Source organism: Clostridium sp. TJA020, assembly GCF_058310295.1.
On the sequence record NZ_JBZEFC010000005.1, the window covers coordinates 156748 to 172132 of the forward strand.

9 protein-coding genes, 5 tRNA genes, 2 rRNA genes and 1 other annotated feature are annotated in these 15385 nt (G+C 26.7%); of the genes, 2 read left to right on the plus strand and 14 right to left on the minus strand.

What is annotated here, in order from left to right; translation table 11 throughout:
* Window positions 1-19 precede the first annotated feature (19 nt).
* Window positions 20-1357: a CCA tRNA nucleotidyltransferase gene (locus AC4FQ1_RS09610; RefSeq protein WP_491169555.1), complete on the plus strand. Its 1338-nt coding sequence runs from the start codon at window positions 20-22 to the stop codon at window positions 1355-1357.
* A gap of 32 nt (window positions 1358-1389) precedes the next feature.
* Here AC4FQ1_RS09610 and addA read toward each other — a convergent pair whose 3' ends face one another.
* The 5 genes from addA to AC4FQ1_RS09635 all read right to left on the minus strand — a co-directional run bounded on the left by addA (window position 1390) and on the right by AC4FQ1_RS09635 (window position 9458).
* Window positions 1390-5103 carry a helicase-exonuclease AddAB subunit AddA gene (addA, locus tag AC4FQ1_RS09615; RefSeq protein WP_491169556.1) on the minus strand — a complete coding sequence of 1238 codons (3714 nt, stop codon included), beginning with the start codon at window positions 5101-5103 and terminating at the stop codon, window positions 1390-1392.
* Window positions 5103-8561, minus strand: a complete 3459-nt coding sequence (gene addB, locus AC4FQ1_RS09620) for a helicase-exonuclease AddAB subunit AddB (protein WP_491169557.1) — start codon at window positions 8559-8561, stop codon at window positions 5103-5105. Before addB ends, addA begins: the two co-directional genes overlap by 1 nt.
* Before the next feature lie 386 nt (window positions 8562-8947).
* Window positions 8948-9038 (minus strand) — tRNA-Ser (locus AC4FQ1_RS09625).
* Window positions 9039-9065: 27 nt separating this feature from the next.
* A tRNA-Ser gene (locus AC4FQ1_RS09630) sits at window positions 9066-9156 on the minus strand.
* A gap of 211 nt (window positions 9157-9367) precedes the next feature.
* A tRNA-Ser gene (locus AC4FQ1_RS09635) sits at window positions 9368-9458 on the minus strand.
* Window positions 9459-9623: 165 nt separating this feature from the next.
* Here AC4FQ1_RS09635 and AC4FQ1_RS09640 point away from each other — a divergent pair.
* Entirely contained in the window at window positions 9624-10439 is an 816-nt protein-coding gene (locus AC4FQ1_RS09640; protein ID WP_491169558.1) for a Cof-type HAD-IIB family hydrolase, read from the plus strand.
* A 31-nt stretch (window positions 10440-10470) separates the two neighbouring features.
* Here AC4FQ1_RS09640 and serS read toward each other — a convergent pair whose 3' ends face one another.
* From serS to AC4FQ1_RS09685, 9 genes are all read right to left on the minus strand, one after another.
* Window positions 10471-11745: a serine--tRNA ligase gene (serS, locus tag AC4FQ1_RS09645; RefSeq protein ID WP_491169559.1), complete on the minus strand. Its 1275-nt coding sequence runs from the start codon at window positions 11743-11745 to the stop codon at window positions 10471-10473.
* Window positions 11746-11816: 71 nt separating this feature from the next.
* Window positions 11817-12025, minus strand: a binding site (T-box leader).
* 66 nt (window positions 12026-12091) lie between these two features.
* Complete coding sequence (locus tag AC4FQ1_RS09650) at window positions 12092-12319, minus strand: DUF1667 domain-containing protein (protein ID WP_303130676.1); 228 nt, start codon at window positions 12317-12319, stop codon at window positions 12092-12094.
* Window positions 12320-12338: 19 nt separating this feature from the next.
* On the minus strand, window positions 12339-13742 hold the full coding sequence (locus AC4FQ1_RS09655) for an NAD(P)/FAD-dependent oxidoreductase (RefSeq protein ID WP_491169560.1): 1404 nt from the start codon (window positions 13740-13742) through the stop codon (window positions 12339-12341).
* A 33-nt stretch (window positions 13743-13775) separates the two neighbouring features.
* On the minus strand, window positions 13776-14288 hold the full coding sequence (locus tag AC4FQ1_RS09660) for a transcription repressor NadR (RefSeq protein ID WP_303130673.1): 513 nt from the start codon (window positions 14286-14288) through the stop codon (window positions 13776-13778).
* A 26-nt stretch (window positions 14289-14314) separates the two neighbouring features.
* Window positions 14315-14818, minus strand: coding sequence for an HDIG domain-containing metalloprotein (locus tag AC4FQ1_RS09665; protein WP_303130670.1), 504 nt, complete (start codon window positions 14816-14818; stop codon window positions 14315-14317).
* Window positions 14819-14939: 121 nt separating this feature from the next.
* Window positions 14940-15015, minus strand: a tRNA-Ala gene (locus AC4FQ1_RS09670).
* A 4-nt stretch (window positions 15016-15019) separates the two neighbouring features.
* Window positions 15020-15096: transfer RNA gene (locus AC4FQ1_RS09675), tRNA-Ile, on the minus strand.
* A gap of 3 nt (window positions 15097-15099) precedes the next feature.
* Window positions 15100-15216: ribosomal RNA gene (gene rrf / locus AC4FQ1_RS09680) — 5S ribosomal RNA — on the minus strand.
* Between the two features lie 50 nt (window positions 15217-15266).
* Window positions 15267-15385, minus strand: a 23S ribosomal RNA gene (locus AC4FQ1_RS09685); the annotation flags it as partial.

Consider the following 15385-nt stretch of genomic DNA (forward strand, 5'->3'; position numbering starts at 1 on the left):
TTAATATAGGAGGTAAATAATGAAATTTAAAATTCCTAAAAATGCACAATATATAATAGATACATTTTATAAAAATAATTATGAAGCCTTTTTGGTTGGAGGATGTATAAGAGACATGTTGCTAAAAAAAGAACCTAAAGATTTTGACATAGCAACATCAGCAATTCCAACAACTACAGAAATATTATTTTCTAAAACTATACCAACTGGAATTAAACATGGTACTGTTACTGTAATTATAAATAATGAATCTTTTGAAGTTACAACATATAGAACTGAAGGTACTTATAAAGATAACAGAAGACCTGAAAAAGTTTCTTTTGTAACTAATATAAAAGAAGACCTTTCAAGAAGAGATTTTACTATAAATGCATTTGCATATAATAATATAGAAGGACTTAAAGATTATTTTAACGGCATAAATGATTTAAATAATAAAATAATAAAAACTGTTGGAAATAGTGATACTAGATTTAAAGAAGATGCTCTTCGTATGCTTAGAGGAATAAGATTTTCTGCTCAGCTTAATTTTAAAATAGAAAAGAAAACTTTCGAATCAATTAAATCAAATAAAGACCTAATTAAAAATGTTAGTATAGAAAGAATACGAGATGAATTATGTAAATTATTACTTTCTGATAATCCAAGAAAAGGCCTTAATTACTTAAAAGACTCTTGTATATTAAATATAATATTACCTGAATTGTTACCTTGTATAAATTTTGAACAAAAAAATAAATATCACTTCGAAGATATTTTTAATCATACTATTTCAGTAATAGAAAAATCTCCTAAAAATATAGTAATTCGTTTAGCGGCACTTTTTCATGACATAGGAAAGCCCGAATGTTTCTTTGTAGATGAAACTGGTAATGGAAGATTTTTTGGTCATAATATAAAAAGTGAATATATAACTAAAAAAATACTTAGACGTTTTAAGTTTGATAATAAAACAATTGATTCTGTTTGTATATTAATTAGAGAACATATGAATATTTTAGAAAATCCAACTGATGTTGCTGTTAAAAGGTTTATAAATAGAGTTTCTATTAAAAATATAAATCTATTATTTAAATTACAAGAAGCTGATATAAAATCTCTTAAATTATATGAAGAACCTCTAAAAAATCTAAATATTATGATAGAAAAAGCAAATCTTATTATAAATTCAAAGGAACCTTTATCAACTAAAGATTTAAATATAGATGGTAAAACTTTAATTGATGAATTAAATTTAAAACCTGGAAAAATAATTGGTGAACTTCTTAATTATTTGCTCCAATTAGTGTTAAAGAACCCATCATTAAATAAAAAAGAATTTCTATTAGAAAAAGCTAAAATTTATATAAAAAAATAAAAAGGTTAAATATATTTAACCTTTTTATTTTTTTATATTTCTATTTCTCTTTCTAAGTAAAATAAATATAAATACCTACTTACAACTTTCTTACCAGTTATTCTCTCTAATGCATCAGTATAATAATCTAATTGTACCTTATATTTTCTATTCATCTCTTCCTCAGCATTTTTTTCTATATAATCCGTCTTATAATCAATTAAAATTATTTCATCGTTTTCCTCAAAGAAAAGATCTATTATTCCTTGAAGTCTAACTTCTTCATTTTCTAATTCTTTTGGTATACTATCCTTAACTTCAGTTACCTTTACATTTATATAAAAAGGTAATTCCCTATGAATAACTCCACCTTTTCTATAAACATTTAAAAGTCTAACACCTATATCACTTTTAAAGAAATTCAATATTTTAAATGGATTTATTGATTTAAATTCCGCTTCTGTTAATAATTCATCATCAAACATTTCTTCTAATTGATTTTTTATTTGTTTTATTGAATCAACCCTATCATAATCTATTTTTTGCATAACAAAATGCATAGCAGTTCCTCTTTCAGCACCTGATAGTCCTCTTTCTTCTTGAAGAAACCTTGGCTTTATTACAAGCTTTTCAGAAAATAAGTTTTCACTATTATTTTGTTCTATATCTTCATAATTGTTCTTTTTTAAATCTGAAACAGAAAAATTACTTTTTAAGGTTGTCAATTCATTAAACTTATACTTATAGCTAAGTCTTCTTTCTATTTCTTTATCCACAGTTTCTACCTTAAAATCTATAAATAAATTTTTATCCACAGGAAATTCATCCACAACCTCTATTTTTTTATCCACAGTAAAATCATATTTACTCCATATTTTTATATTCCATGTGGATAAATCGTCTTTTACTATATCATTAAATTCTGAAAACTTTTCTCTTAATACTTCACCATCTTTATGTTGACAAAGTGCCATTCCAACCCAATCTAAATAAGACTTTCCTTTTAAAACTTCTGAAGCTGCTATATTTTCTTTTTCTATACTAGCTGAATTTACCCACTTTTCCACAGTCTTATCTATATTATTTACCGTTCCAGTTATAATAAGTTTTTCTTTAGCTCTAGTAAATGCAACATATAATATTCTCATTTCCTCAGATAAGGTTTCAAGTCTTATTTTTTTCTTTATAGCATCTTTAGGTAACGTACTATAACTTATTCGTTTTTCTAAATCTACATATTCAGGACCAAAACCCAAATCATCATGATGCAATATACTATTATTTAAATCCATTAAATTAAATTGTTTTCCGCTTCCAGCTAAAAATACAACTGGAAACTCTAATCCCTTACTTTTATGAATACTCATAATTCTAACAACATCTTCATTTTCTCCAAGGATTTTAGCACTTCCCATGTCTCCTGAAGATTTTCTAAGTTTATTTATAAAATTTATAAAATTAAAAAGACCTTTAAAGCTAGTTTGTTCATATTGCTTAGCTCGTTGAAATAATATCTTTAAATTTGCTTGTCTTAATACTCCATTTGGCATTGCTCCCACATATCCATAATAGGATGTATCCATATATAAATACCAAATGAATTCATCAATTGGCATATATAAAGATTTATCTCTCCACTTATTTATTAAATCTACTACCCTATCACACTTTTCTTTAAGTTCTAAAGAAATATTATTTTCTTCATTGATAATTTGAATTATATTTTCATAAAAATATTTTTCTTTATTAACCATTCTAATATCTCCAAGTTCTTCTGCAGTAAATCCCATAAAAGGAGATTTTAAAACAGCTATCATAGGAACGTCCTGAAGTGGATTATCTATGACCTTTAAAAGTGACATTATAGTTCTTATTTCAATTGATTCAAAATATCCAGATCCAGTATCAGCATAAACTGGTATACCTTCAAGCCCAAGTTCATCTAAAAATATTTCTGCCCAATTTTTAGTTGCCCTTAATAATATAACTATATCTTTATACTTAAGTTGTCTATATTCGCCAGTTTCTTTATCTAATACTTTAAATTTATCTTTATTAGAATCAGACATAAGTTCATTTATTCTTTTAGAAACAATTCTTGCTTCAAGATTTATTGAATCTATATCCTCTTCATCCACTAAATCTATATCTTCTAATTTTTCATTTTTATCTAATATATGAAGTTCTATAGGACCACCTGTATATGAATCTAACTCTTTTACTTCTTTAAAATCAGTGCCTAGATTTAAAGCTTCATCATCAGTATATTCAAGTTCGCCAACAGCATTTGACATAACTTGTTTAAATATAAAATTAACTCCATTTATAATTTCTCTTCTACTTCTAAAGTTCTTATATAATTGTATTACTCTATTTACTGAACCTTTTTGTTTTGAATAAGTATTATATTTTTCTAAAAATAATTCTGGTTTTGCCTGTCTGAATCTATATATGCTTTGTTTTACATCACCAACCATAAATACGTTTGGATTATCTGTATTTTTTCTTGATACTAAATTTATTATAGATTCTTGAACATTGTTTGAATCTTGATATTCATCAACTAATACTTCATCAAAAAATTCTCTAAATTTTAATGCTACTTTTGAAGGCTCTATATTATCAATTTCATAATTAATAAGAATTTTAAGAGCTAAATGTTCTAAATCATTAAAATCTAACATATTCTTATCCCTTTTTTTATCACTAAATCTTTTAGTAAACTCTAATGTTATATCTGACAACTTCTTTATAAAAGGATATGATGATTTTATTCCATATAACATTTCTTCTGGACTCATTGAAAAAATATCTTCTTTTAATCCATTTATTTTTTTCTTAACTTGATCTCTTATTCCCTTAACAAAATCTTGTGCTTCTGGATTGCTAACATTATTTTTTCTTATAGATTTAAGTCTTCCAAATGATATTTTAGAAACTGAATTATATATTTCAGTAAGTCCATTACTTAAAGAATCTTTTAAATTTATAAGTAAAGACAATTCATCATTAAATACATCTAAATATGATTCTATTCCTTCTGTGCTTGATATTATGTCTATTGCATTATGATACATGTTAATAAAACTATCAATTTCCATATTTATATCACCTTTTAATACTTGAACCCATTCTGTATTATCCAAATCAGAAATAGTATTTATATTAAAATCTTCAGCCTTATCCTTAAGCCACTTTTCAGGCCAAGGTCCACTCATAGAGAATCTATACAAATCTAAAATAATATCTTTAAGCTTTCTATCATCCTTACTACCGCCATAAGCCTCAACTAAATTTAAAAATTCTTTATCTTCTTTATCATATAAGTCTTCAAACATATCATCTATTATTTCACTTTTCAACAAAGTTCCTTCAGTCTCATCTCCAATTCTAAACGAAGGATCTAAATCTATTGTATGAAAATTATTTTTTATAATATCTAAACAAAATGAATGCATTGTAGTTATATTTGCTCTACTTAATAATGTTAATTGTTTTTGAAGATTAGTAGAACTTGGGTTTCTCTCAAGCTCTTTTGTTATTGCAGCTGCTATTCTTTCTCTCATCTCAGCAGCTGCTGCATTTGTAAATGTAACTACTAAAAGTCTATCTATATCTACTGGATTATTTTTATCTGTAACAATCTTTATTATCCTTTCTACTAAGACAGCTGTTTTACCTGACCCTGCTGCTGCTGCAACTAAAAGGTTACATCCCCTAGTATTAATAGCTTGAAGTTGTTCATCAGTCCATTTAGTTTCTCCCATTATTCTATAACCTCCTTTCCCTTAACCTTTTCCTCTATCTTTTTCCATATTTCATCATTTTTCTTCTTTAATACAATTCTATATTTATTATCTTTTATACTCGTATCAAATTGACATATAGATGAATAATCACAAAACTCACAATAACCCCTTTTATTAATTTTAGTAGGTTCTATTTTTATTTTTCCACTTAACATATCTGTACAAAGCTCAACCATCTTGTTATTAACATATTCTCTCAATATATTAAACTGTTCTTCTGTTGCAACAGAACTTCTTGCTGAAAACTCTCCATCTTTTTTAAATCCAGCTGGTATTATTAATGAATAAGTGTCCATAGTACTATCCATTGCCCTTATAAGTTTAGCATCTTTTAAAAGTAATCCATTCATTTTAAGCTTATCTAAAACTTGTTTTTGAATTTCTTCTTCTTCAAGATTTTTATTTCCTTTTATTATTGGATCATCAATTTTAAAATAAAGAATCGCTCCAGGTATTACACCTTTATTTAAAATATAATCAGCATTTTTAATAAGTGCATCTAAATAAACTAACAGTTGAATTTGAAGTCCATAATAAAGTTCTGTTAAATCAAACTTTTTAGATCCTGATTTATAATCTATTACTCTAAGATATGTATTTCCATCCATATCTAAAGTATCAATTCTATCAATTCTTCCAGTTAAATAAACTCTCTCACCAGTAGGTAAATCAAGCTTTATAGGCTCACCACCTTCTGAAGAACCAAATTCAAATTCATTTTTAAAAACTTCAAATTTTCCTCTTTTCATTTGTTCTGAAATGATAGAAACTGACTTTGCAACTATTCTCTTAAATCTATCAGTAAAATATTTATATCTTTTTGTACTATTTAAAATAGAATTTTTATCTTCTTTAAGCTTTATATCAATAAGCTCATTTACTATATTTCTACACTTATCTTTACTTAACTCAGACCATGAAAGATTTTCATTTTTAACTTTGTTAGTAAATTTATCTAATATTTCATGCATGAATGACCCAATATCTGGTGCTGAAAACTCATATATTTTTCTATCCTTAGCCTTAAGCCCATATTGAATAAAATAAGAAAAAGGACATTCTGCATACTTTTCAAGCCTTGATACATTAAATCTTAAATTACCATTATCATTTTCATAAAGCCTTCTTATTTTCTCTCTTTGAATTGTTTCACCCATATTTGAATAATCAATTCCCTTAAATATTATCTCTGTTTTCTTCTTAAAACTTTCATTGTTCATGTACCAGCTAAATACTTCTTTCCAATACTCATCTATTTCTTCTTTATCAGCTTGCATTCTAAGTGCTAATATAAGTTCATTAAAAGTAGAAATAGGTGTTGTTACTTTATTAAACTCATCATATTTATCATTATAATTAAAGATATCACTCTCTTCTTTTAAATTCAAAAGTATTCTCTTTAACCTTGGTATAATTATTGAAGGTCTTAATGATTTCCCTTCAAAATCTGCCATTGGATAAGTAATCATCATATAGTTACTAGCAATAGTAAGTGCTGTATAAACCATAAATTGTTCCTCAAAAGCCCTAGCCTTAGTTGTTGCTGCAAGTTCTATTCCAATTTCTTTTAATATCTCTCTATCTCTATCTGATAATATTCCTTCTTCTTTATTAGTTGATGGAAGTACCCCATCGTTAACACCAATTATATATAGTGCTTTTACATCTCTTCCTTTAACTCTAGCTATATCACCAATATTCACCTGATCTAAAGCAACTGGTATAACTCCAATTTCTTTACTTTGAAATCCTGCATTTAAAACCTTATAAAAATCTTTAGGAGATATTTCTTCTTCTCCAATTACATCAACAGCTTGATCTAATATTTCTATTACCATAGAAGGTATTTGCTCATACTCTCTTATCTTTCCTTCTAATCCTTCTTGACTAAAAACTTCAATCCAATCATCAATTTTATTAAATACATCAAGCTCAATTAACAATTCATATATAGCAATGCAAATTTCTCTAACCGTTTTATTATTCTTTCCTTTTATTTTATTATGAAATTTGATTATAGGCTCACGAACTTCCTCCATTATTTCCTTTATAAGCAGTTCATCTTTATTTTCATATATATCTTCACTTTCAAAATATCCATCATTAACTTCTTCTGTAGTCCATCTAAAACCTTTTATCCCATGAGCTAAAATATAATTTTCTAAAATATCTATATATTCTCTTTCTATATTTATAAGGCCACTTTTCAAATATTTAAATACACTTTCATAAGACCAATTTTGAATTAATATTTCAAAAGCTGAAAGTATAAGTATCACTAATGGGTTGCTAAGAACTTCAATTTTTTTATCTAAAAAATATGGTATATTATATTGATTAAAAACAACAGATGTTATCTTTTCATAAGAATCTATATTTCTACAAACAACAGCTATATCTTTATATCTATATCCTTTATCTCTAACAAGTCTTACTATATCTTTTGCTATAATATCAACTTCATCATAAGTGTTATTTGCTTTATATAATCTTACATCCTTATTTTTACCGCTATATATTCTAAATGGATAAGTAAAGAAATGTCTTTCTATGTGTTTAAGTTCTTCACTATCTTTAAACCTATATGGATATTCTTTATTTAAATCTATCGGATTTAAATAAGAAATGTTATTTTCCTCCATAATATTAAGAATTCTTTTTTCAGTATTTTTTAGGGAATTAAATATATCAGTTACATCTGAATTCTTATTACTTCCGCTTTCATCTATACAAAGGGTTATATTTATTTTATTAGCTTTAAATGCTAATTCCTTAATAACTTCAAGTTGTTGTGGAGTAAAAGTTGTAAATTCATCAATCCAAATTTCTGAATCATCATATATATGACAGCATTTTAATTTTTTTGCTAATATAGTAAGTTCATCATCACTGTCAATTACATTTGATTCTATTCTTTCATTGTAATCACTATAAAGATTTATTAAGTCATTTAACTTTTCCTTTAATTCTTCATCATCAGTATTTTTTTCACCCTCTAATAACATTTCCTTGGAAATATTATATTTTTTAAACTCGGTAAATGTTTTAGAAATTATATCAATAAAACCTTGTTGTCTTGATATTTTATTAAAATATTTTAGTTCATCTCCTTTTTCTTGAAGCAACTTATAAATAAGCATATTCTTCCCTTCATCATCCATTATTTTATGAACTCTTCCACCACATTCTTCAAAAACAATCTCTGCCATTCTCTTAAAACTTAAAACCTGTGTTTTTAAAAGAGCTTTTTCTCCAATTATATCTAAAAGCTTTTTCTCAGTTTGAAATGTATATTGCTCTGGAACTATTAATATTAATTTATTGTTTTTTTTATCTTCTAATTTCTTTTTAATTTGTGTTAAGCAAAATCTACTCTTTCCACTACCAGCTCTCCCATAAATAAATCTTATTCCCATATATAATTACTCCTAAATATTCATTTTATATTAAGTTTATTTCTTATATTAATTATATCCTATTTACTATATTTCTAAAAAATTTAATAAACAATTTGATTTAATTATTATAATATTTATATTTAATATAAATACTTGCTTTTATAATATTAATACTAAGTCTATATAGCAATTTTTAATTTTAATAATTTAAACTTAAAGTTTTATATTTAAAGAAATAAAAATGTACTATAATAAAGAATTTTTAAAAGAAAGTATTAAAAAATCTTTATTATAGTACATAAAAAATATATAAATATTATTTTTTTAATATATATAACTCATAAGTTAAAAATTTATAGAAATAAACTATATAAAAAAAACATCTAACTAATGTTAGATGTTTTTGGCGGAGAATCCGGGATTTGAACCCGGGCGCCGGTTGCCCGACCTACGCCCTTAGCAGGGGCGCCTCTTCAGCCACTTGAGTAATTCTCCATGTGCCCTCTATATTAAAATATATAATGGCGGAGAGACAGGGATTCGAACCCTGGGTACCCGTGAAGGTACGCCGGTTTTCAAGACCGGTGCCTTAAACCAACTCGACCATCTCTCCGTAAAGACATTTATTATTATAGCAATGATATATTTTTATGTCAACACCTTTTTTATTTTTATTTTACTTAATTTATATATTTTTATATTATTAACATCAACTCTAAATATATTATATTAATAACCTATATTATGTAATATTCAAATATAGTAAAAATATGAAAATAAATTTAAAAAATAACAAAAAACCTGTTCATATGAACAGGTTTGTATGGCGGAGAGACAGGGATTCGAACCCTGGGTACCCGTGAAGGTACGCCGGTTTTCAAGACCGGTGCCTTAAACCAACTCGACCATCTCTCCATGCGACAAATAGAATTATATCAACATATATTTTTTATGTCAACTATTTTCATAAAATTTTTTATAAATTTCTTTATATTATATAATAATATCATTTAGGTAGCATTATATATTTTTTTATATTATAATTATTGGAAATTTATTTTTTATTTTAAGGAGGACATAATGAACTTATACATTTCAGACTTGGATGGAACTTTATTAGATAATAATGCCAAACTTTCACCTTATACAATATCATCACTAAATAAACTAATAAGCAAAGGATTAAATTTTTCAGCAGCTACAGCTAGAACACCAGCTACTGTTGTTCCTCTTCTTTCTAAATTAAATTTACACCTACCAGTAATTGTTATGAATGGAGCTGCAATATATGACTTAAAAAAAGAAACATATATTACTTACAATCCTATTAACGAAGATTCTGTTAGTCAAATAAATAAAATTTTGGAAGATAATTATGCTTCTGTATTTGCTTACACTATATCTAATAATCATATAAATGCTTACTATAATAATTTAAATAATGATGTTCAAAAAAATTTTATGAATGATAGAATTGGTAGCCCTTATAAAACATTTATAAAATCAAAATTACCAAATAACTCAAATGTTCTTTATTTTTTATTATTAGAAAAAAAAGACTTAGTTATGAATATATATGATAAAATTCAAAATATATCTGGAATATATTCAGTTGCATATGAGGATGTTTATAATAAAGACTTTTATAATCTAGAGATTTATAGCGATAAATCATCAAAAGCAAATGCAATTAAAGAAATAATGGCTCAATATAATTTTGATAGATTAATTTCTTTCGGAGATAATTTAAATGATTTACCTATGTTCAAAATTTCAGATGAATGTTACGCTGTTAATAATGCAAATACTCAACTAAAATCTATTTCTACTAATATTATAAATTCCAATAATAATGATGGAGTTGTAAAATATTTAGAAAAGCTGAAATCTTTTTAGATTTCAGCTTTTTAATTTAAAATAAACTTTATTATTTAATTATATCTACACCCATATATCTCTTTAACGCATCAGGAACTGTTACAGTACCATCTTCGTTTTGATAATTCTCAAGTATAGCAGCAACTGTTCTTCCAACTGCTAATCCTGATCCATTTAATGTGTGAACAAATTGAGGTTTACCTTTTCCATCTCTAAACTTAATATTTGCTCTTCTTGCTTGGAATTCTTCAAAGTTTGAACAACTTGAAATTTCAACATATCTATTATAACTTGGCATCCAAACTTCTAAATCAAATTTTAATGCTGCAGTAAATCCTAAATCACCTTTACATATTCTAACTTTTCTATATGGTAATCCTAATTCTTCTAATACTTCTTCAGCATCTCTAACTAATTTTTCTAACTCATCATATGAATTTTCAGGTCTTGTAAACTTAACTAACTCTACTTTATTAAATTGATGTTGTCTAATTAAACCTCTAGTATCTCTACCAGCTGATCCCGCTTCTGCTCTAAAACAAGCTGAATAAGCAACATGCTTTATTGGTAATTCTTTCCCATTTAGGACTTCATCTCTATACATATTAGTTACTGGAACTTCTGCTGTAGGTATTAAGAAAAATCCATTATTTTCTACCTTAAATGCATCTTCCTCAAATTTAGGTAACTGACCTGTTCCTGTCATACTATTTCTATTAACCATATATGGTGGCAATACTTCAGTATATCCATGCTCATCTGAGTGTTTATCCATAAAATAGTTAAGTACAGCTCTTTCAAGTCTTGCTCCTAATCCCTTATAAAATGTAAATCTTGATCCTGCAACCTTTCCTCCTCTTTCAGCATCTAATATATTAAGATCTGCTCCTAAATCCCAATGTGCCTTTGGCTCACCATCAAATTTTCTTGGCTCTCCCCATCTTTTTATTTCTACATTATCTTCATCTGAATCTCCATCTGGAACTTGAGGATTTGGTATATTTGGTATTCTAAGCATTAAATATTCTAATTTTTCATTTACTTCTGAAAGATTTGTATCATGTTCTTTAATTTCATTTCCAAGCTCTTTCATTTCAGCCATTATTGGCGCAATATCCTCGCCAGCTTTCTTTAACTTAGGAATTTCAGCTGAAACTTGGTTCCTTTTACTCTTTAAAACTTCAACTTCACTAAGTATTGTTCTTCTTTTTTCATCTAGTTTAATAACTTCATCAATAACTGATAAGTCAAAATCTTCTCCTCTATTAGTTAAAGCTTTTTTGATTTCTTCTGGATTATTTCTTATTCTCTTTAAATCTAACATTATTATTCCTCCCAATATATATTAATTTTAATAAATTTCTTATAATAATAAAAAAAGAGCCTATATCCCTAAAAAGGGACGAATAGACTCCGCGTTGCCACCCTAATTGATAAAGACCTTAATTCTTTACCCTCTTTACAGATATAACGACTCTTCACCGTACTGCTTAAATCACAGTCCCTCCAAGGTGGATTCATATTAATAAAAGCTATCAGTTCACACCAAACACCGACTCTCTTAAAGCTTTATTAAAACTACTTGGCCTCTTCACAGGTTTAATATTATTAATTAATCTTAATATATTATATTTTAAGGCTTCTTGTCAATAATTTGCCCATTAAATTTATTAATTATCAATTCTTTTAGTGCAAACTATATCTATACCAGTATTCAATATATTTTTACATATTATATCTCCTGTATTTATTGGAGTACTAACATAAATTCTACCTATAACTTTAGAAAATTCTCTCCAAAGTTTTACATTAACTATGTCACTACTTTTAACTGGTACAACCTTATGTTTTATATTTCCTCTTACTCTTACTATACTTGTAAATATATCCTCTTTCATAAAAAATATTCACCTCTACTTAAACTTCATCAAACTCTTTTATTCTACCTGATACTATCTTGGAATCTTTTGAATTTCTAACTATATCAACTGGACTTTTATCCATCTCTCTTGCAAGAATATTTATTATTTTTCTAATACAATATGAACCATGACAATTTCCATATCCTGCCCCTGTCCTTTTTTTAACTCCTTCAATAGTTCTAGCACCTAAAGGTCTCCTAATACAATCTACAATTTCCCCTTCACTAACTCTATTACAAGCACATATAATATTTCCATATCTCTTATCAAGTTTTATAATTTCATTTATCTCATCTCTATTTAAATCTCTAAATCTATAAAACTCTCTTCTCTTATCTATAAAGTTTTTATTAACTGATGCATTCATATTATTTACTATTGCATCTTTTATACTTTGTGCTATCGCTGGTGCTATAGTTATTTTTCCATAATGCTTTCCTGTTACTCTTATATATCCATCATTCATTTCACTATCATCAATATCCATTTCATCTCTCATATAAACTTCTCGTATCATTTCACTTATATTTTCTTTATCTACACTCGGAACTATAGACTTTATAAATTCCAACCCTTTATTAACATCAAGAATATCTGTATTTTTAACACCAAACATAGTTCCACCATTAATCATTGGTGAATTCATGACAAATGTTTGTTCATCTATTACATCAACTATTATTTTACTAAGATTTTTTTCAACTTTATCATCAGTTAAAAAATAATTCATTTTCTTTTTTTTATTTTCTTCTACAATTAAACTTTTAGTTTTAATATTATCTATGTATATCTCATCTGGTATAGTATTTACTACCATCTTACATTTAAACTTATTTTTATTTGTTATTACATCAAATCCCTTGGTTATTTTTTTTATACTTATAACTTCTTCTTCTAATCTAAAATTAGCTCCATTATCAACAGCTACTTCTGCATATGCAATAGCAAGCTCATAGGGAGCTATTATAGATGTATTTTCTGAATATAATGCTCGCTTAATATCACCGTATATATTAGGTTCTATATCTTTAACTTCATTAGTATCTAATAAATATATATCAGATATACCTCTTTTCTTAGCATTTATATACATGTTTTCAATTCTTATATTTTGCTCATCATTTCTAGCAATTTTAAGAGAACCAATCTTTTTATATGGTATATTAAACTTTTCGCAATCAGCTTTTATAAGCTTACTACCTATGTTTTCAAGTTCAGCCATAACTATGTTTGATGTTTCAGATCCATCATATACTATAGCAGTATTAACTACAGCTATATCATCTGCTATATCATATCCTTTTTCTATAAGCGCTATATTTAAATTATATTTGGAAAGTTCATATGCAACGGCACATCCAACAATTCCACCACCTAATATTAATACATCATAATCCATATATTCTCAATATGCCTCCTAAATCAAAATCATTTAACAAACAATAAAATTATTTTTTCTTAAATCTTCTTTTATCAATACTTCACTATCTTTATCATCAACGGAAATTGTATGTAAATGAACTCCATTAGTAAGAATAGATAGAGGTTTAGCATTGTTATTATTATATTTATCTATAAACTTATTCATATCATTTAAATTTCTTATCATAAGATTAGCTTTAATTTCACCATATATAGGATGCTCAACAATAACATCCTCTATAGTTCCGCCATACTTTATTATAATTTCTAGTTCATTCTTCAAATTTAATTCATCATGCTCAACAGCAATAATAAACTTAACCTTATTTGTCTCACTACCATATATTGTATAACCTTCTGGTGTAGCTATAATATTATTTCCTCGCGCTCTAAGTATAGCTATATCTTTTACTATTATTTGTCTAGTTACATTATATATGCTTGCCAAATCTGCTCCTTTTATAGGAGTATTGTTCTCTAACAATCTCGATAAAATATTATTTCTTCTATCTTTAGAATTCATAACTTAATATTCCTCTCAATTTTATTTTAATTTTTATTATCGCATTCTTTTATTATTTCAAGATAAATGTTATTAACTTTTTTCTTAGAATCTTCATGATGCTTCATTATAACATCTAAAAATTCACTATCATAATTATTTATTTCTTGTAAAATTTTCACACCTTTTAATGGATGATTATAATAAATATCTATTTTCTCTATATTATTGTACTTTTTTATTTTTCCCTTTGTTGCTTTATCCAATAGTACTAATATAGACTTATCAATAACATTTAACGATTTTTTTATCTTTCCTACATCATGCAATAAAGCTACTCTTGCTAGCTTTTCTTTATTAATATTTATATTCTCAGACTCTATTTTATCTATAGCATCATAACAAACACGTATACAATGTTGTTTTTCAGAATTATTTAGTTTATTAAATAATTCCTTTTCATTTTTATTTAAATACATATTTATTAATTTATAGTCTATTTTTTTCCATCTAGATATGATATGCCAATAAAATTGTTTAACTCTATACATATTAAATTACTTCCTCAAAAGTTTTATTTCTTATATTATCATAACACTTACAAAATAGCTTATCAATTTTATTTATATAACAAAAAAGCCATGAACTAATGTTCATGGCTTTCCACCTATTTGGTGGAGGTAAGGAGATTCGAACTCCTGACCCCCTGCGTGCAAGGCAGGTGCTCTCCCAGCTGAGCTATACCCCCAAAATGGTGGACCTTCAGGGACTCGAACCCCGGACCTACCGGTTATGAGCCGGTTGCTCTAACCAACTGAGCTAAAGATCCATTACCTGGCAACGTCCTACTCTCCCACACGGTCACCCATGCAGTACCATTGGCGCTATAGAGCTTAACTTTCCTGTTCGGAATGGGAAGGAGTGTTTCCTCTATGCCATCATCACCAGATATTCAGATGTTCTCTGAAAATTGCACATGACTTTTGTTGATCATTTTTATTGGTCAAGCCCTCGACCTATTAGTATCAGTCAGCTGAACATGTTACCATGCTTACACCCCTGACCTATCAACCTTGTGTTCTTCAAGGGGTCTTACTAGCTTACGCTATGGGAAATCT